The sequence below is a fragment of the Chelativorans salis genome (genome assembly GCF_025336525.1).
Classification (GTDB): Bacteria; Pseudomonadota; Alphaproteobacteria; order Rhizobiales; family Rhizobiaceae; genus Chelativorans; species Chelativorans salis.
Window position 1 is genome coordinate 435502 of record NZ_JAOCZP010000003.1, and the last position, 17221, is coordinate 452722.

At 63.5% G+C, this 17221-nt stretch carries 17 protein-coding genes; 1 reads left to right on the forward strand and 16 read right to left on the reverse strand.

All coding sequences use genetic code 11. The features are described from left to right. Position 1 precedes the first annotated feature (1 nt). The 16 genes from nuoN to N5A92_RS12265 all read right to left on the reverse strand — a co-directional run bounded on the left by nuoN (position 2) and on the right by N5A92_RS12265 (position 15624). Positions 2-1438, reverse strand: a complete 1437-nt coding sequence (gene nuoN, locus N5A92_RS12190) for an NADH-quinone oxidoreductase subunit NuoN (RefSeq protein WP_260903016.1) — start codon at positions 1436-1438, stop codon at positions 2-4. Between the two features lie 15 nt (positions 1439-1453). Further along, positions 1454-2962, reverse strand: coding sequence for an NADH-quinone oxidoreductase subunit M (locus tag N5A92_RS12195; protein WP_260903017.1), 1509 nt, complete (start codon positions 2960-2962; stop codon positions 1454-1456). Further along, the gene (gene nuoL, locus N5A92_RS12200) at positions 2963-4945 is read right to left on the reverse strand and encodes an NADH-quinone oxidoreductase subunit L (RefSeq protein ID WP_260903020.1); all 1983 of its coding nucleotides are present in this window, start codon (positions 4943-4945) and stop codon (positions 2963-2965) included. It lies immediately after the preceding gene. Between the two features lie 13 nt (positions 4946-4958). Beyond that, positions 4959-5267: an NADH-quinone oxidoreductase subunit NuoK gene (gene nuoK, locus N5A92_RS12205; protein ID WP_159586338.1), complete on the reverse strand. Its 309-nt coding sequence runs from the start codon at positions 5265-5267 to the stop codon at positions 4959-4961. A 2-nt stretch (positions 5268-5269) separates the two neighbouring features. Then, the gene (locus tag N5A92_RS12210) at positions 5270-5890 is read right to left on the reverse strand and encodes an NADH-quinone oxidoreductase subunit J (protein WP_260903021.1); all 621 of its coding nucleotides are present in this window, start codon (positions 5888-5890) and stop codon (positions 5270-5272) included. Between the two features lie 221 nt (positions 5891-6111). Further along, positions 6112-6603 carry an NADH-quinone oxidoreductase subunit NuoI gene (gene nuoI, locus N5A92_RS12215; protein ID WP_260903022.1) on the reverse strand — a complete coding sequence of 164 codons (492 nt, stop codon included), beginning with the start codon at positions 6601-6603 and terminating at the stop codon, positions 6112-6114. 43 nt (positions 6604-6646) lie between these two features. Then, positions 6647-7690 carry an NADH-quinone oxidoreductase subunit NuoH gene (gene nuoH / locus N5A92_RS12220; RefSeq protein ID WP_260903024.1) on the reverse strand — a complete coding sequence of 348 codons (1044 nt, stop codon included), beginning with the start codon at positions 7688-7690 and terminating at the stop codon, positions 6647-6649. Positions 7691-7700: 10 nt separating this feature from the next. Continuing rightward, complete coding sequence (nuoG, locus tag N5A92_RS12225; RefSeq protein WP_260903025.1) at positions 7701-9782, reverse strand: NADH-quinone oxidoreductase subunit NuoG; 2082 nt, start codon at positions 9780-9782, stop codon at positions 7701-7703. Further along, positions 9782-10093: a pentapeptide repeat-containing protein gene (locus tag N5A92_RS12230; RefSeq protein WP_260903027.1), complete on the reverse strand. Its 312-nt coding sequence runs from the start codon at positions 10091-10093 to the stop codon at positions 9782-9784. Before N5A92_RS12230 ends, nuoG begins: the two co-directional genes overlap by 1 nt. Positions 10094-10101: 8 nt before the next feature. Continuing rightward, positions 10102-11406 (reverse strand): NADH-quinone oxidoreductase subunit NuoF, encoded by a 1305-nt coding sequence (nuoF, locus tag N5A92_RS12235; RefSeq protein ID WP_260903029.1) that lies wholly within the window; start codon positions 11404-11406, stop codon positions 10102-10104. Positions 11407-11416: 10 nt separating this feature from the next. Further along, the gene (locus N5A92_RS12240; RefSeq protein ID WP_260903030.1) at positions 11417-12685 is read right to left on the reverse strand and encodes an NADH-quinone oxidoreductase subunit E; all 1269 of its coding nucleotides are present in this window, start codon (positions 12683-12685) and stop codon (positions 11417-11419) included. After that, positions 12685-13875, reverse strand: coding sequence for an NADH-quinone oxidoreductase subunit D (locus tag N5A92_RS12245; RefSeq protein WP_260903032.1), 1191 nt, complete (start codon positions 13873-13875; stop codon positions 12685-12687). Before N5A92_RS12245 ends, N5A92_RS12240 begins: the two co-directional genes overlap by 1 nt. A gap of 3 nt (positions 13876-13878) precedes the next feature. Next, positions 13879-14073 (reverse strand): hypothetical protein, encoded by a 195-nt coding sequence (locus tag N5A92_RS12250; protein WP_260903033.1) that lies wholly within the window; start codon positions 14071-14073, stop codon positions 13879-13881. 10 nt (positions 14074-14083) lie between these two features. Continuing rightward, complete coding sequence (locus tag N5A92_RS12255; RefSeq protein WP_260903034.1) at positions 14084-14686, reverse strand: NADH-quinone oxidoreductase subunit C; 603 nt, start codon at positions 14684-14686, stop codon at positions 14084-14086. Positions 14687-14695: 9 nt separating this feature from the next. After that, the gene (locus tag N5A92_RS12260; RefSeq protein ID WP_260903036.1) at positions 14696-15268 is read right to left on the reverse strand and encodes a NuoB/complex I 20 kDa subunit family protein; all 573 of its coding nucleotides are present in this window, start codon (positions 15266-15268) and stop codon (positions 14696-14698) included. Further along, positions 15259-15624: an NADH-quinone oxidoreductase subunit A gene (locus N5A92_RS12265; RefSeq protein ID WP_260903037.1), complete on the reverse strand. Its 366-nt coding sequence runs from the start codon at positions 15622-15624 to the stop codon at positions 15259-15261. Before N5A92_RS12265 ends, N5A92_RS12260 begins: the two co-directional genes overlap by 10 nt. A 382-nt stretch (positions 15625-16006) precedes the next feature. On the opposite strand from N5A92_RS12265, the gene N5A92_RS12270 reads away from it, so the two are divergent. Then, positions 16007-17212: a winged helix-turn-helix domain-containing protein gene (locus N5A92_RS12270; protein ID WP_260903039.1), complete on the forward strand. Its 1206-nt coding sequence runs from the start codon at positions 16007-16009 to the stop codon at positions 17210-17212. Positions 17213-17221: the final 9 nt, after the last annotated feature.

Consider the following 17221-nt stretch of genomic DNA (forward strand, 5'->3'; position numbering starts at 1 on the left):
ATCAGAAAAAGGTCATCGCCGCGGCTTCCGCCAGACGCCCGACGGGGCCGCCGAAAAACACGTAGAACAGCACGAAGGCGCCGGAGAGCCCGAGCACGAAGCGCAGTTCGCCCGCCATCGGCTGGAAGGCGCCGACTGACTCGTCGAACCACATCACTTTGATGATGCGCAGGTAATAGTACGCACCCACCACCGAGGCCAGCACGCCGATGACCGCAAGCCAGTAAAGTTGGGCGTTGATGGCGGCCAGGAACACGTACCACTTGGCCCAGAAGCCGGCGAGCGGCGGGATGCCGGCCAGCGAGAACATGAGGATGGTCATGATGGTGGCCATCATCGGGTTGGTGGCCGAAAGTCCCGCCAGATCGTCGATCTGCTCGACATTCGTCTCGTTGCGGCGCATGGCCAGGATGAAGGCGAAGGTGCCGAGCGTCATCGCCAGATAGATCAGCATGTAGATGACGACGCCGCGCACGCCTTCCGGCGAATTCGCCGAGAGGCCGACCAGCGCGTAGCCCATATGGCTGATCGAGGAATAGGCCATCAGCCGCTTGATGTTGCGCTGGCCGATGGCTGCGAAGGCGCCGAGCAGCATCGAGGCGATGGAGATGAAAACGATGATCTGCTGCCAGTCGAAGGCGATAGGCTCGAAGGCACCCATCACGACGCGCACCAAGAGCGCCATGGCCGCCATCTTGGGAGCGGCGGCGAAGAAGGCTGTGACGGGCGTCGGCGCGCCTTCGTAGACGTCGGGCGTCCACATGTGGAAGGGGACGGCGGAAATCTTGAAGGCGAGACCGGCGAGCACGAAGACGAGGCCGAAGACCAGGCCAAGTTGGCGCTCACCGCCGGAAAGGGCAGCGGCGATGGCCTCGAAGCCCGTGTTGCCCGTGAAGCCGTAGACGAGCGTGATGCCGTAGAGCAGCATGCCGGAGGAGAGCGCGCCGAGGACGAAGTATTTCAGCCCCGCCTCCGTGGCGCGCAGGCTGTCGCGATTGATGGCGGCGACGACATAGAGGGCGAGCGACTGCAGCTCGAGGCCCATATAGAGCGAGAGCATGTCGTTGGCCGAGATCATCAGCATCATGCCGAGGGTGGAGAGCATGATGAGGACCGGGTATTCGAACTTGTCGAACCTCTCGGCCTTGGCGAATCCCACGGACATGATGAGCGTAACCGCCGCGCCCACCAGCGTCAGAAGCTTCATGAAGCGGGCGAAGGGGTCGTTGATGAACGCGCCCCCGAAGGCTTCGCCCTGAGCCGGGAAGACGACGATCCAGACAATCGCCGCCAACAGCACAGCGACGGACAGGCCGGTGACGGTGGTGTTGGCTCGCTCGCCGGAGAACACGCCGACCATCAGCAGCGCCATCGCGCTCAGCGCCAGCGCCAGCTCGGGAACGGAAAGGATCAGGCTCGAGGTCAGATCAAACGTCATGCGAGATGTTCCCGTTCAATTGGATGCCGCGCCGGATTGGGCCATGTCGAAAGACACGCTCACCTGGTTGAGCAGCGCTTCCACCGATGTCGCCGTGACATCGAGCAGCGGCGCTGGATAGACGCCGAAGAAGATGACGAGGGCGACGAGAGGATAGAGGATCGTCTTCTCGCGCAGCGACAGGTCGGCGAGGCCCTTCAGGCTCTCCTTGGTCAGCGCACCGAAGATGACCCGGCGATAAAGCCACAGCGCATAGGCCGCCGACAGGACGACCCCGGTGGTGGCGAAGAAGGCGACCCAGGTGTTGACCTGGAAGGCGGCGAGCAGGGTGAGGAACTCGCCGACGAAGCCGCTGGTGCCGGGCAGCCCCACGTTGGCCATGGTGAAGACCATGAAGGCGACCGCGTATTTCGGCATGTTGTTGACGAGCCCGCCATAGGCGGCGATCTCGCGCGTGTGCATGCGGTCGTAGATGACGCCGACGCATAGGAACAGCGCGCCGGAGACCAGGCCGTGCGAGATCATCTGGAAGATGGCCCCCTGCACGCCCTGCTGGTTGAGGGCGAAGATGCCCATGGTGACGAAGCCCATATGGGCGACGGACGAATAGGCGATCAGCTTCTTCATGTCGGCCTGCATCATCGCCACCAGCGAGGTGTAGATGATGGCGACGATGGAAAGCGCGAACACAAAGGGCGCGAGATCCATCGAGGCGACGGGAAACATGGGCAGGGAGAAGCGCAGGAAGCCGTAGCCGCCCATCTTTAGGAGAATGCCGGCCAGGATAACCGAACCCGCCGTCGGCGCTTCCACGTGGGCATCAGGCAGCCACGTGTGCACCGGCCACATGGGCATTTTCACCGCGAAGGAGGCAAAGAAGGCGCCCCATAGCCAGTATTGCATATGCGTCGGGAAGACGTGGGTGAGCAGCGTCGGGATGTCGGTCGTACCGGACTCCCAGAACATGGCCATGATGGCCAGGAGCATGAGCACCGAACCCAGGAGCGTATAGAGGAAGAACTTGAAGCTCGCATAGACGCGCCTTTTCCCCCCCCATACGCCGATGATGATGAACATCGGGATGAGGCCACCCTCGAAGAAGACGTAGAACAACACGATGTCGAGGGCGCAGAAGACGCCGATCATCAGCGTTTCCAGGATCAGAAACGCGATCATGTATTCCTTGACGCGGGTATCGATCGCTTCCCAACTCGCCAGGATGCAGAACGGCATCAGGAAGGTCGTCAGGATGACGAAGAGCAACGAGATGCCGTCGACGCCCATGTGGTAGGAGATGCCGGCATCCAGCCACTCCCGCTTCTCCACCATCTGGAAGCCCGGCACCGAGGCATCGAAACCGATCCACACGAACAGCGACAGGATAAAGGTGAAGACGGTCGTCAGAAGCGCAACGTTGCGGATATTGCGGCGCGCGCTCGCCCCATCATCCCGGATCATGAGGATGAGGAAGGCGCCGACGAGCGGCAGGAAGGTGACCGTGGAAAGAATAGGCCAGTCGGTCATTTAGAAGGAACTCCCGAGCATCATCCAGGTCACGAGGGCGGCGATGCCGATCAGCATCGCGAAGGCGTAGTGGTAGAGGTACCCGGTCTGCATCTTGACCACGCGGTTGGTGACGTCGATGACGCGGGCGGAGATGCCGTCGGGGCCGAAGCCGTCGATAAGCCAGCCGTCGCCCTTCTTCCACAAGAAGGTGCCCAGGCGCTTCGCCGGATTGACGAAGAGGAAGTCGTAAATCTCGTCGAAGTACCACTTGTTGAGCAGGAAGGCGTAGAGCACGCGCTGCCTTCTGGCGAGCTCCTTGGGGCTTTCCGGCGAGCGGATGTAGAACTGCCAGGCGACGAGCAGGCCAAGCAGCATGGCCACGAACGGCGACAGCTTCACCCACAGCGGTACGTGGTGGAACTCTTCCACAATCTCGTTGCCGGGCAGCGTGAAGAGCGCGCCCTTCCAGAAGTGGTCGTACTCGTGGCCGACGAAGTAGCCCTCGAAGATAATTCCGGCGAAGACCGCGCCGGCCGCCAGCAGGAATAGCGGCACCAGCATGACCATGGGCGATTCATGCACGTGGTGCATGACGTCGGCTGAAGCCCGCGGTTTGCCGTGGAAAGTCAGAAAGATGAGGCGCCAGGAGTAGAAGCTGGTGAAGATGGCGGCGACAACCAGCAGCGTGAAGGCGATCGGCGCCACCGCGTTGTGGGCAACGAAAGAGCCCTCGATGATAGCGTCCTTGGAGAAGAAGCCGGCGGTGCCGATGATGGTTCCGGGAATGCCGACGCCCGTCAGCGCCAGCGTGCCGATGATCATCATCCAGTAGGTCTGCGGGATCAGCCTGCGCAGCCCACCCATCTTGCGCATGTCCTGCTCGTCGGAGACCGCGTGGATGACGGAGCCGGCGCCTAGGAACAGAAGCGCCTTGAAGAAGGCATGGGTGAACAGGTGGAAGATGGCGGCGCTGTAGAAGCCGGTCCCCAGCGCCACGAACATGTAGCCGAGCTGCGAGCAGGTCGAATAGGCGATGACGCGCTTGATGTCATTCTGCACGAGACCGACCGTGGCAGCGAAGAAGGCGGTGAAGGCGCCGACGGCCGTTACCACCACGAGCGCCGTCGAGGACAGCTCGAAGATGGGCGAAAGCCTGGCCACCATGAAGACGCCAGCCGTCACCATTGTCGCGGCATGGATCAGGGCCGAGACCGGTGTCGGGCCCTCCATGGCGTCAGGCAGCCATGTGTGTAGCGGCACCTGCGCGGACTTGCCCATGGCGCCGAGGAACAGAAGCAGGCAGACGACGGTCAGCGCGGCCTGATTGGTAAGCGCGTAGCCGAGGAAGTTGAGCACCGGCTCGCCCGCCCCGCCATCGGCGGGAAGGAAGGTGGCGGCATTGGCGAAGATGGTGTCGAAATTGATCGAGCCGAACAGTACGAAGACGCCGAAGATGCCGAGCGCGAAGCCGAAGTCGCCGACGCGGTTGACGATAAAGGCCTTGATAGCAGCGGCGTTGGCCGAGGGCTTCTTGTACCAGAAGCCGATCAGCAGATAGGAGGCGAGGCCGACGCCCTCCCAGCCGAAAAACATCTGCACCAGGTTGTCTGCCGTCACCAGGGCCAGCATGGCGAAGGTAAAAAGCGACAGATAGGCGAAGAAGCGCGGCCGGTGCGGGTCGTGGTGCATGTAGCCGATGGAGTAAATGTGCACCAGCGAGGAGACCGTGTTGACGACGACCAGCATCACCACCGTCAGCGTGTCGATCCTCAGCGCCCAGTCGACGTCGAGCGCACCCGAGGAGATGAAGCGCAGCAGCGGAACGGTGAAGGCCTCACCGTCGCCCAGGGCGAAGGTGAAGAAGGCGATCCACGAAAGGATAGCGGCGATCACCAGAAGTCCGGAGGTGATGTATTCCGCCCCCTTGGCGCCGATCGAGCGGCCGAAAAGCCCAGCAATCAGGAAGCCCGCAAGCGGAAGGAAAACGATCGCTTGATACATGAAGGTCCCCTCTTCAGCCCTTCATCATGTTGATGTCTTCCACAGCGATCGAGCCGCGGTTGCGGAAGAAGACCACCAGGATGGCAAGGCCGATCGCGGCCTCGGCCGCGGCAACGGTAAGCACGAAAAGCGCGAAGACCTGGCCGACCAGATCCCCCAGCACCGCCGAGAAGGCGATGAAGTTGAGGTTCACGGCAAGCAGGATGAGCTCGACGGACATCAGGATGATGATGACGTTCTTGCGGTTCAGGAAGATGCCGAACACGCCGAGCGTGAACAGGATGGCCGAAACCGTCAGATAATGCGCGATGCCGACTTCCATCGTCAGATCCCCTCGCCCGTTTCCACGTTGCGGATTTCGATGGCCGTAGCCGGATCCCGCGCCACCTGGGCGGGAACGCTCTGGCGCTTCACATTCTCCTTGTGGCGCAGCGTCAGCACGATGGCGCCGATCATGGCCACAAGCAGCACGAGGCCCGCAATCTGGAAGAAGAAGATGTAATCCGTGTAGAGAATGTCGCCCAGAGCCGCTGTATTTTGCCGCTCGGCGATAGCTGGAGTGGGCTTGGCGACCTCGGCCGCGATCTCCGGCGAAAAAGCGTAGCCGCCCAGCACCACCACCAGTTCGACAGCGAGGATGATCCCCACCGTGGCGCCGATCGGCGCGTATTGCAGGGCACCCTGCTTCAATTCCGCGAAATCGACGTCGAGCATCATGACGACGAACAAGAAAAGAACGGCGACCGCGCCGACATAGACGATGAGCATGATCATCGCCAGGAACTCGGCGCCCGTCAGCAGAAAGAGTGCGGCCGCGTTGAAGAAGGTGACGATCAGGTAGAGAACCGAATGAACGGGGTTGCGCGCGGAAATGACCATGAAGGCCGCCGCGACCGCGATGAAGGCGAACAGATAGAAGAATATCGCCCCGAGTCCTGTCAGCATCGATTCCCTCGACATTTGCCTTGGCCGAAACTGCCGCCCCGGCCCGTTTTTGCCCGCCGGTTGCCGACAAGCCGTTTGCTCTTAGACGAGCGCCCTGCCCTCGTCCACTCCTAGAGCGGATCATCGTTTCACGGAATCGACGATCCGATCTAACCCTTTGCTTTGTCGCAATTCCGGACGGAAAACCGGTTTCCACTTTTCCTGGAATTGCTCTGGAAGCCTCACCGATACGGCGAGTCCAACGCGATGTTGCGCTCCAGTTCGCGCTCCCACCGGTCGCCGTTGGCCAGGAGCTTCTCCTTGTCGTAGTAGAGTTCCTCGCGCGTCTCCGTCGCGAATTCGAAATTCGGTCCCTCGACGATGGCGTCGACGGGGCAGGCTTCCTGGCAGAAGCCGCAATAGATGCACTTCACCATGTCGATATCGTAGCGCACCGTGCGGCGCGTGCCGTCGTTGCGGCGCGGGCCGGCCTCGATGGTGATCGCCTGCGCCGGACAGATCGCCTCGCACAGCTTGCAGGCGATGCAGCGCTCCTCGCCGTTGGGATAGCGCCTAAGCGCGTGCTCGCCACGGAAGCGCGGGCTGATCGGCCCCTTCTCGTGCGGGTAGTTGACCGTGTATTTCGGCGCAAAGAACTGACGCATCGACAGGATGACCGCGCCGACGAACTCCTTCAGCAGGAGGCTTTTTGCGGCTTGTGCGAGAACTGACATCGTCATTCTCCGGAAAGGGTGGGCTGGACCGCCGTCATGAAGCTCATGCCAGCCCCGTGAATTTCAGGAACGCCGCGGTGGCCGCCACCATGAAGAGCGAGAGCGGCAGGAACACCTTCCAGCCGAGCCGCATGAGCTGGTCGTAGCGGTAACGCGGCACGAATGATTTTACGAGGGCGAACATGAAGAAGACCAGCGCCACCTTGAGCACGAACCAGAAGACGCCCGGCACCCAGGTAAACGGCGCGAAGTCGAAGGGCGGCAGCCATCCGCCGAGGAACAGGATGGTGGTGAGCGCGCACATCAGGACGATGGCGACATATTCGCCGAGGAAGAAGAGCAAGAACGGCGTCGAGGAGTACTCGATCATATGGCCGGCGACCAGCTCGGATTCGGCCTCCACGAGATCGAAAGGCGGGCGGTTGGTCTCGGCCAGCGCGGAGATGAAGAAGACGATGAACATCGGGAACAGCGCCAGCCAGTGCCAGTCCAGGAAGGTGTTCGGAAGGCCCACCATGGTGCCGATTCCGTCGCGCTGCGACAGGACGATGTCCGTCAAGTTGAGCGAGCCGACCGCCAGAAGCACCGTGATGATGACGAAGCCGATGGAGACCTCGTAGGAGACCATCTGCGCGGCCGAGCGGAGCGCACCCAGGAACGGGTATTTCGAGTTCGAGGCCCAGCCGCCCATGATAACGCCGTAGACCTCCAGTGAGGCGATGGCGAAGACGAAGAGGATGCCGACATTGATGTCGGCGATCACCCAGCCCTCGTTGATCGGGATCACCGCCCAGGCGGCAATCGCCAGAACGGCAGCTACCACCGGCGCCAGGAGGAAGATGCCCTTGTTGGCGCCGGACGGGATGACCGGTTCCTTGAAGACGAACTTGAGCAGATCCGCGAAGGCCTGGAAGAGGCCCCAGGGACCGACCACGTTCGGCCCGCGGCGAAGCTGCACTGCGGCCCACACCTTGCGGTCGGCGTAGAGGATATAGGCGACGAAGATCAGCAGCGCGACGATCAGAACGACCGACTGCAGAAGGATCACGAGGCCCGGAAGCACATAGATTGTGAAGAAGGATCCCATGGTCTCGTCTCTACTCGGCCGCCTGTTTCAGTTCGCCACGCGCGAGTGCCGAGCACTCGGCCATGATGGCCGAAGCGCGCGCGATCGGGTTGGTCAGGTAGAAGTCCTTCACCGGCGAGGCGAAAGGTGCCTTCTTACGCCGACCACCCAGCTTGGCAAGGGCGGCGACCTCGGCCGGCCTGCCGGCCTCGATACCGTCGATTGCCGCCATATGCGGATGCTCCTCATAAAGCCTGGCGCGCAGCGCGGCCAGCGAATCGAAGGGGAGCTTGTGGCCGAGCACGTCCGACAGCGCCCGCAGGATGGCCCAATCCTCCTTCGCATCGCCCGGCGCGAAGCCGGCGCGGTTGGTCATTTGCACGCGGCCTTCCGTGTTCACGTAGGTGGCCGACTTCTCCGCATAGGTGGCGCCCGGCAGGATGACGTCGGCGCGGTGCGCGCCGGCGTCGCCGTGGGTGCCGATATATACGGTGAAGGCGTCGCCGATCTGTCCCATGTCGATCTCGTCGGCACCGAGCAGGAAGAGCATGTCCATTGAGCCCATCATGCCAGCGACATCCTTGCCGCCCTCGCTCGGCACGAAGCCGATGTCGAGCCCGCCGACGCGGGCAGCCGCCGTGTGCAGCACGGCAAAGCCGTTCCAGTCAGCCTTGACGGCGCCCACGGCCTCGGCGAGCTTCGCCGCCTGACCGAGCACGGCGCGACCATCCGAGCGGGCGAGCGCGCCCTGGCCGACGATGATCATCGGCCGCTTGGCCTTTTTGAGCACGGAGAGGAACTTGCCCTTGCCGCCGGCAAGCTCGGCCAGCGTCTCCGGTCCGGCGCCCAGGTGCTCGTAGCCGTAGCGCAGGTCGCCGCCTTCGCCGATCACGCCGATCGGGAAGGCGCCCATGCGCCAGCGCTTGCGGATACGGGCGTTCAAGACCGCCGCCTCGAAGCGCGGGTTGGCGCCGACGACCAGAAGCGCATCGGCTTCCTCGATGCCCTCAATGGTCGGATTGAAGATGTAGCTGGCGCGGCCCAGCGCGGGATCGAGCACGGTGCCGTCCTGGCGGCAGTCGTAGTTGGACGAGCCCAGCGACTGCACGAGCTTCTTCAGCGCGTACATCTCCTCGACGCTCGCCAGGTCGCCGGCGATGGCGCCGATCTTCTCCGGCGCGGCCTTGCCGACCGCCTTGGCAACGGCCTCGAAGGCCTCGCTCCAGGTGGCGGGCTCGAGGCGCTTGCCCCTGCGCACATAGGGCCGGTCCAGGCGCTGCGTGCGCAAGCCATCCCAGACGAAGCGGGTCTTGTCGGAGATCCACTCCTCGTTCACCGCCTCGTTGACGAGCGGCAGGATGCGCATCACCTCGCGGCCGCGCGCGTCGACGCGGATAGCCGAACCGACGGCGTCCATCACGTCGATGGACTGGGTCTTGGAAAGCTCCCAGGGCCGCGCCTGGAAGGCGTAGGGCTTCGACGTCAGCGCGCCGACCGGGCAAAGGTCGATCACGTTGCCCTGAAGCTCCGACGTCATCGCCTCTTCCAGATAGGTGGTGATCTCCATGTCCTCGCCGCGGCCGGTGGCGCCGAGTTCGGAGATGCCGGCGACTTCCGTGGTGAAGCGGACACAGCGCGTGCAGTGGATGCAGCGCGTCATGATCGTCTTGACCAGTGGGCCAATATATTTGTCTTCCACCGCGCGCTTGTTCTCGTGATAGCGCGAGGAATCCACACCGAAGGCCATCGCCTGGTCCTGCAAATCGCATTCGCCGCCCTGGTCGCAGATCGGACAGTCGAGCGGATGGTTGATGAGCAGGAACTCCATCACCCCCTCACGCGCCTTCTTCACCATCGGCGTGTTGGTGAAAATCTCCGGCGCCTCGCCATTGGGGCCCGGGCGCAGGTCGCGCACGCCCATGGCGCAGGAGGCGGCTGGCTTCGGCGGGCCGCCCTTCACCTCGATCAGGCACATGCGGCAGTTGCCGGCGACCGACAGCCGCTCATGGAAGCAGAAGCGCGGAATCTCGGCGCCGGCCTCCTCAGCGGCCTGCAGCAGCGTGTAGTGATCGGGAACCTCGATCTCCGTGCCGTCGACTTTCAACTTCGCCATCACTTGTCCCCTTTGAGGCGCGCCGCCTCGTAGGCCTGAAACAGGTCGCTGACCGCCACGCCGTTGATCATCATGCCGGCGATCTGCGCCTTCTCGATCCTGACATCGCTCAGGTTCACATCTGCAAGGAGCGTATTTGACAGGTTGGCGCCTTCCACCTTCGCATTGCTCATATTCACCTGGGTCAGGACGCTGGCCGACAAGTTCACGTTGTGAAAGCTGCTGTTGGACAGATTCACATCATCAAACCTCGAATTGGCGACGATCGCATCGCGCACATCGAGACTGTCTCTGGTCTCGTGAACCTTCACCATTGCCTTTACTCCGCCGCCACCAGCGCGGGCTCCGCGCGGTGGGCGTTGCGGGTGAATTCGTCTATGCGCCGCTCGATCTCCGGGCGGAAATGACGGATCAGGCCCTGGATCGGCCAAGCGGCCGCGTCGCCCAGGGCGCAGATCGTGTGGCCTTCCACCTGCTTGGTGACGTCGAGCAGCATGTCGATCTCGTGCTTCCTCGCCTCGCCGCGCACCAGCCGCTCCATCACGCGCCACATCCAGCCCGTGCCCTCGCGGCACGGCGTGCACTGGCCGCAGCTCTCGTGCTTGTAGAAATAGGAGAGCCGGGCGATGGCCTTCACGATGTCGGTGGACTTGTCCATGACGATGACGGCCGCCGTGCCCAAGCCCGACTTCAGGTCGCGCAGCGAATCGAAGTCCATCGGCGCGTCGATGATCTGGTTGGCCGGCACCAGCGGCACCGAGGAGCCGCCGGGGATGACCGCCAGCAGGTTGTCCCAGCCGCCGCGCACGCCGCCGCAGTGGCGCTCGATCAGCTCACGGAAGGGGATCGACATTTCCTCTTCCACCGTGCACGGGTTTTCGACGTGCCCGGAGATGCAGAAGAGCTTCGTGCCCTTGTTGTTGTCGCGTCCGAAGGAGGAGAACCACGCCGCCCCGCGGCGCAGGATGGTCGGTGCCACGGCGATGGATTCGACGTTGTTGACGGTGGTCGGGCAGCCGTAGAGGCCGACATTGGCCGGGAAAGGCGGCTTCAGCCTCGGCTGACCCTTCTTGCCCTCCAGGCTCTCCAGAAGCGCCGTCTCCTCACCGCAGATATAGGCGCCAGCGCCGTGGTGGACGATGACGTCGAAGTCCCAGCCGTTCTTGTTGTTCTTGCCGAGCAGGCCCGCCTCATAGCACTCGTCGATGGCTGCCTGCAGGGCCTCGCGCTCGCGGATGAACTCGCCGCGCACGTAGATATAGGCCGTGTGCGCGCCCATGGCGAAGCCGGCGACAAGACACCCTTCGACCAGCGTGTGCGGGTCGTGGCGCATGATGTCGCGGTCCTTGCAAGTGCCCGGCTCGGATTCGTCGGCGTTGACGACGAGATAATGCGGCCGGCCATCGCTCTCCTTCGGCATGAAAGACCACTTGAGCCCCGTCGGGAAGCCGGCGCCGCCGCGCCCGCGCAGGCCGGAGGCCTTCATCTCGTTGACGATCCAGTCGCGCCCCTTGTCCAGGAGCGCCTTCGTGCCGTCCCAGTGGCCGCGCGCCTGGGCGCCCTTCAGCGAGCGGTCGAAGCGGCCATAGATATTGGTGAAGATGCGGTCCTTGTCCTGAAGCATCACACTCTCCTCACCGCGGCTTCTTGCCGAAGACGCGCTCATATTCGGCAGCACCGCCCTTTGCCAGCGCCTTGGCCTGCTTCACCCAGTCCTCGCGCTCAATGCGGCCGTGGAATTTCAGGTAGCCGTCCACCCACTCGCGCTCGGCCTTCTTCCATTTGGCCACCTGTTCATAGGTGTAGATGCCGAGATCGTTGAGGATACCTTCGATCTTCGGCCCCACGCCGGAGATCATCTTCAGGTCGTCGGGCTTCGCGGGGCGGCGGATGCCTTGCGGTCTGTTCTTCTCATCAGCGGTGCGCTTCCGCGGCGCCTCGGGACCGGGCTCACTCCGGCCCAAGGACCGCGCCTTTCTCAACTCCGGCGAGCGAAGCGCCGGCTCTTCCGACTTGCGATGCTCACTGTGGCCGCGGGTGCGCGAGGTAAGTTCCACCTCCTCGGACACATGGTTGGCCTGCTTCGCATCGGTCTCCGGCGCCTTGACGCTCGTTGCCTTCTCATTTCTACCCCGCACATTCACGGGCGACGGTGATTTGACGGCGGCGGATGTCTCCAAGGCCTCGGTCTGCGGCTTGGCTGCCCGCGACGGCGGCACGTGCGCGGGCTCCGCACCGGCGCCCGCCCGCTTTGCACCGCGTTTTTCGCGCTGCGGGAACTTGATGATCGCGCTCTCGTCGGTGAGGCTTGTGGAACCAGAAGCCGGCGCCGAGGTAAAGCGGTCGATCTGCGGTCCCGGCTGGATGGTATCTCCCTTGCCCGCCTCGAAGGCGTCGATGATCTCCTCCAGCCGCTCCGGCGTCAGGTCCTCATAGGTGTCCTTGAAGATCATGATCATGGGCGCATTCACGCAGGCGCCCTGGCACTCCACCTCTTCCCAGGAAAGCGTGCCCGCCTCGTTGGTGTGGAAAGGCTCTGGGTGGATCTTCTTCTTGCAGGTCTCGATAAGGTCGCCCGCCCCCCGCAGCATGCAGGGCGTGGTGCCGCAAACCTGCACATGCGCCCGCGTCCCGACCGGGGCAAGTTGGAACTGGGTGTAGAAGGTCGCCACCTCAAGCACGCGGATAAGCGGCATGTCGAGCATCTCGGCGACATATTCGACCGCCGTGCGGGTGACCCAGCCTTCCTGCTCCTGGGCGCGCATCAGAAGCGGGATCACCGCCGAGTGCTCGCGCCCCTTCGGATACTTCTTGATCGTCTGCTTCGCCCAGGCCTCGTTCGCCCGGGTGAAGGCGAAGCCCTTCGGTTGGACGGCTTCGTCTGCAAGACGGCGCACTGACATTATCTGTCTACCTCACCAAACACGATGTCGATGGAACCGAGCACGGCGGCGATATCGGCGAGAAGGTGCCCGCGGCACATGAAGTCCATGGCCTGAAGGTGGGCGAAGCCGGGCGCCCTCAGCTTGCAGCGATAGGGCATGTTGGTGCCGTCGGAGACCAGATAGACGCCGAACTCGCCCTTCGGGGCCTCCACCGCCGCATACACCTCGCCGGCCGGCACGTGATAGCCTTCCGTGTAGAGCTTGAAGTGATGGATGAGCGCTTCCATGGAGCGCTTCATGGCGCCGCGCTTGGGCGGCACGACCTTGCCGTCCTGGTTTGACACCGGCCCGACGCGCTCGGGGCCCAGAAGCCGCTCCACGCATTGCCGCATGATGCGGGCGGACTGGCGCATCTCTTCCATGCGCAGGAGATAGCGGTCGTAATTATCGCCGTTCTTGCCGACCGGGATGTCGAACTCCATCTCCGGATAGCACTCGTAGGGCTGGCTCTTGCGCAGGTCCCAGGCAGCACCCGAGCCGCGCACCATGACGCCGGAGAAGCCCCATGCCCACGCATCCTCGAGGCTGACGACGCCGATATCGACGTTGCGCTGCTTGAAGATGCGGTTGTTCGTCAGAAGCTCGTCGAGGTCGGCGACGGTCTTCAGGAACGGGTCGATCCACTTGCCGATATCCTCGACCAGCTTCTCCGGCAGGTCCTGGTGCACACCGCCGGGACGGAAATAGGCTGCGTGCATGCGCGAGCCCGAGGCGCGCTCGTAGAAGACCATCAGCTTCTCGCGCTCCTCAAAGCCCCAGAGAGGCGGCGTGAGCGCGCCGACGTCCATAGCCTGCGTAGTGACGTTCAGGAGATGGTTCAGGATGCGGCTGATCTCGGAATAAAGCACGCGGATCAACTGCCCGCGGATCGGCACGTCGATGCCGAGCAGGCGCTCCACGGCCAGCGCAAAGGCGTGCTCCTGGTTCATCGGTGCCACATAGTCGAGCCGGTCGAAATAAGGCACGGCCTGCAGATAGGTCTTGTGCTCGATCAGCTTCTCCGTGCCGCGGTGCAGAAGCCCGATATGCGGATCGACGCGCTCGACCACCTCGCCGTCCAGCTCCAGCACGAGGCGCAAAACGCCGTGCGCGGCCGGATGTTGCGGGCCGAAGTTGATGTTGAAGTTGCGGACGGAAGTCTCAGGCATGGATCACGCGTCTCCCGGCCAGCGCTTGAAGGCCAAAGCCCAAAGGATGAGGATGTTGAGGAGCGGCACGACCATCAGCAGGCTTACCGCCGGATGCCAGCCGGCGCGCGGAAAGATTTGCCAGAACGGCACGATAATGATCGCCGCATAGACCAGGAAGCCAAGCCAATGCCACGAGGAAAACCCATCCATCATCATCGCTCTGCCCTCACTTCTGCGCCTTCTCGTCGCCCGGCAGGACGTAGTCCGTCCCTTCCCACGGCGAGAGAAAGTCGAAGTTCCTGAATTCCTGGCGCAGATCCACCGGCTCGTAGATCACCCGCCGGGCGTCGCCGTCGTAGCGCACCTGAACGAAGCCGGTGAGTGGAAAATCCTTGCGCAAAGGATGCCCCTCGAAGCCGTAGTCCGTCAGGATGCGGCGCAGGTCGGGGTGATCAGTGAAGAGAACCCCATAAAGGTCGTAGATCTCGCGTTCGTACCAGTCGGCGGCCGGGAATACCTCGACCGCGGACGGCACCGGCGTATCCTCGTCCGTCGACACCTTCACGCGGATGCGCTGGTTCTGGCGCGGCGACAGCAGATGGTAGACGACCTCGAAACGCTTCTCGCGCGCCGGGTAGTCGACGCCGGAGATGTCGATGAAGGCGAAGAACTGGCACTGGACGTCCGTCTTCAGGAAATTCAGGACATCGATGATGTCGCCCGCCTCCACGAACAGCGTGAGCTCGCCATAGGCGATCATGGCGTCCTGGATCTGCGCGTCGAGCTTTTCGGTAATGTAGGCCGCTAGGTCCTTCAGGGCTTCGCTCATTGTGCCCTCCTACCGCTCGATGGTGCCGGTGCGGCGAATCTTCTTCTGCAGAAGAAGGATGCCGTAGAGCAGCGCTTCGGCGGTCGGCGGGCAGCCCGGCACGTAGATATCGACCGGCACGATGCGGTCGCAGCCGCGCACCACCGAATAGGAATAGTGATAGTAGCCTCCGCCATTGGCGCAGGAGCCCATGGAGATGACGTAGCGCGGCTCCGGCATCTGGTCGTAGACCTTCCTCAGCGCCGGCGCCATCTTGTTGGTCAACGTGCCGGCGACGATCATCACATCCGACTGGCGCGGCGAGGCGCGCGGGGCGATGCCGAATCGCTCGGCGTCGTAGCGCGGCATGGAGACGTGCATCATCTCCACCGCACAGCAGGCAAGCCCGAAGGTCATCCACATGAGCGAGCCGGTGCGCGCCCAGGTGACCAGCGCTTCCGACGAGGTGACCAGAAAGCCCTTGTCGGAAAGCTCCTCGTTGATCGAGCCGTAGAACGGATCATTCTCGCCTACCGGATTCCCGGTGTTGGGGTCGATGATGCCGCGCGGCTTGGGCGCGACGAGCGTGTCGTTCAATCCCATTCCAGCGCTCCCTTCTTCCACTCATAGATGAAGCCGATGGTCAGCACGCCCAGGAACACCATCATTGACCAGAAACCGAGCCAGCCGATGGCGGCGAAGGAGACCGCCCAGGGAAACAGGAACGCCACTTCCAGATCGAAGATGATGAAAAGGATGGCGACCAGATAGAAGCGCACGTCGAACTTCATGCGTGCGTCATCGAAGGCGTTGAAGCCGCACTCATAAGCCGACAGCTTCTCCGGATCCGGGTTGCGGTAGGCGACCACGAAGGGCGCGATGATCAGCGCCGCACAGACACCCAGCGCCACGGCCAGGAAGATGACGATGGGTAGATATGAACTCAAGAGACCGTTCATTGTCCGACTTTCCGTTGCCCGCGTGATGCGAGGCTCCGTACTGGGGCGTGTTGCACAGCCGCCGGTATGACCGACCCGCAGCGCGGCAAAGCCCATGTTGCAACGCGGCGAGGGTTAGCGCAGGCGTTCAGGGGACGCAAGTCAAACCTTGGCGAGAATGGGGCGTCTGGTGCCCTTCCGCGGCAAAGCCCCAAGCCGCCTGCCCGCCCTGCAATGCCAGCGACCCAGACGGATTTAGGTCTATTCGAGCCCCACTTGAACCGTTGCCGCGCAAAATGCAGCACTTTTTGTCAGGAGCTTTTGCCGCGACGCGGCAAAATGTGTGGCCTGCCACGCCGCAAGCCATTAGCTTTGCACGAAAATCGCTGGGGATGGGAAACGCATGGCGGCAAGGGAAAAGCTGACGCAAAAACAGGTGCGGCGAATTGCCCTTGCGGCACAGGGCTTCACCGACCGGCAACCGAACGGGGCGGTTGAGCGGCGGCACGTGACGCGCGTCCTCGGGCGCACCGGCCTGTTCCAGATCGACTCGGTTAACGTCGTGGCGCGCGCCCATTATATGCCGCTCTTCTCGCGACTCGGGCCCTACCCTACCGGTCTTCTCGAGCGCGCCGCCTCGCGCCGGCCGCGCGCCTTGTTCGAATACTGGGCGCACGAGGCCTCGCTGCTACCTGTGGAAACGCAGCCACTCCTGCGCTGGCGCATGGCGCGGGCGGAAGAGGGCAAGGGCATCTACGGCAGGCTCGCCAGATTCGGGCGCGAACGGCGCGATTTCATCGACCAGGTGCTGGCCGAGGTGACGGCGCGCGGGCCGATTACCGCCTCCGACATCGACGGACACACGGGTTCCAGCGGCTGGTGGGGGTGGAGCGATGTCAAGCACGCCCTGGAATGGCTGTTCTGGGCCGGCCGCATCACCACCCACTCGCGCAAGCCCAGCTTTGAGCGGCTTTACGATCTGCCCGAGCGGGTTCTGCCTGCGGCAGTCCTGGCCGCGCCGACCCCTGCCCCGGAGGATGCGCAGCGCGCCCTCATCGAGATCGCCGCCCGCGCCCTCGGCGTGGCCACGGCAAGCGACCTGCGCGACTACTTCCGCCTGCCGCCGGCGGATTGCTACCCGCGCATCGAGGAGCTGGTGGAAGCGGAAACGCTGATCCCCGTCGACGTCAAGGGTTGGACGCGGCAGGCCTATATGCACCGCGAGGCGCACCTGCCCCGCAAGGTGCGGGCGCGGGCCCTGCTCGCTCCTTTCGATCCGCTCGTCTGGGAGCGGGCGCGAACCGAGCGCCTGTTCGATTTCCGCTACCGGATCGAAATCTATACGCCGGCGGAAAAGCGGATCTACGGCTACTATGTCTTCCCCTTCCTAATGGGCGAGGAAATCGTCGCCCGCGTCGACCTCAAGGCCGACCGCCAGCAAGGGGTCCTGCGGGTGCAGGCGGCCCACGGCGAGCCGAACGCGCCACCGGACACGGCCCGCGAACTATGGCAGGCGCTTGAAGAAATGGCCTCGTGGCTGGAGCTGGGCGAGGTAGAGATATGTCCGGCCGGCGATCTTGCGCCGGCGCTTGGCGAGGCACGGAAGTAGTCTTCGCCG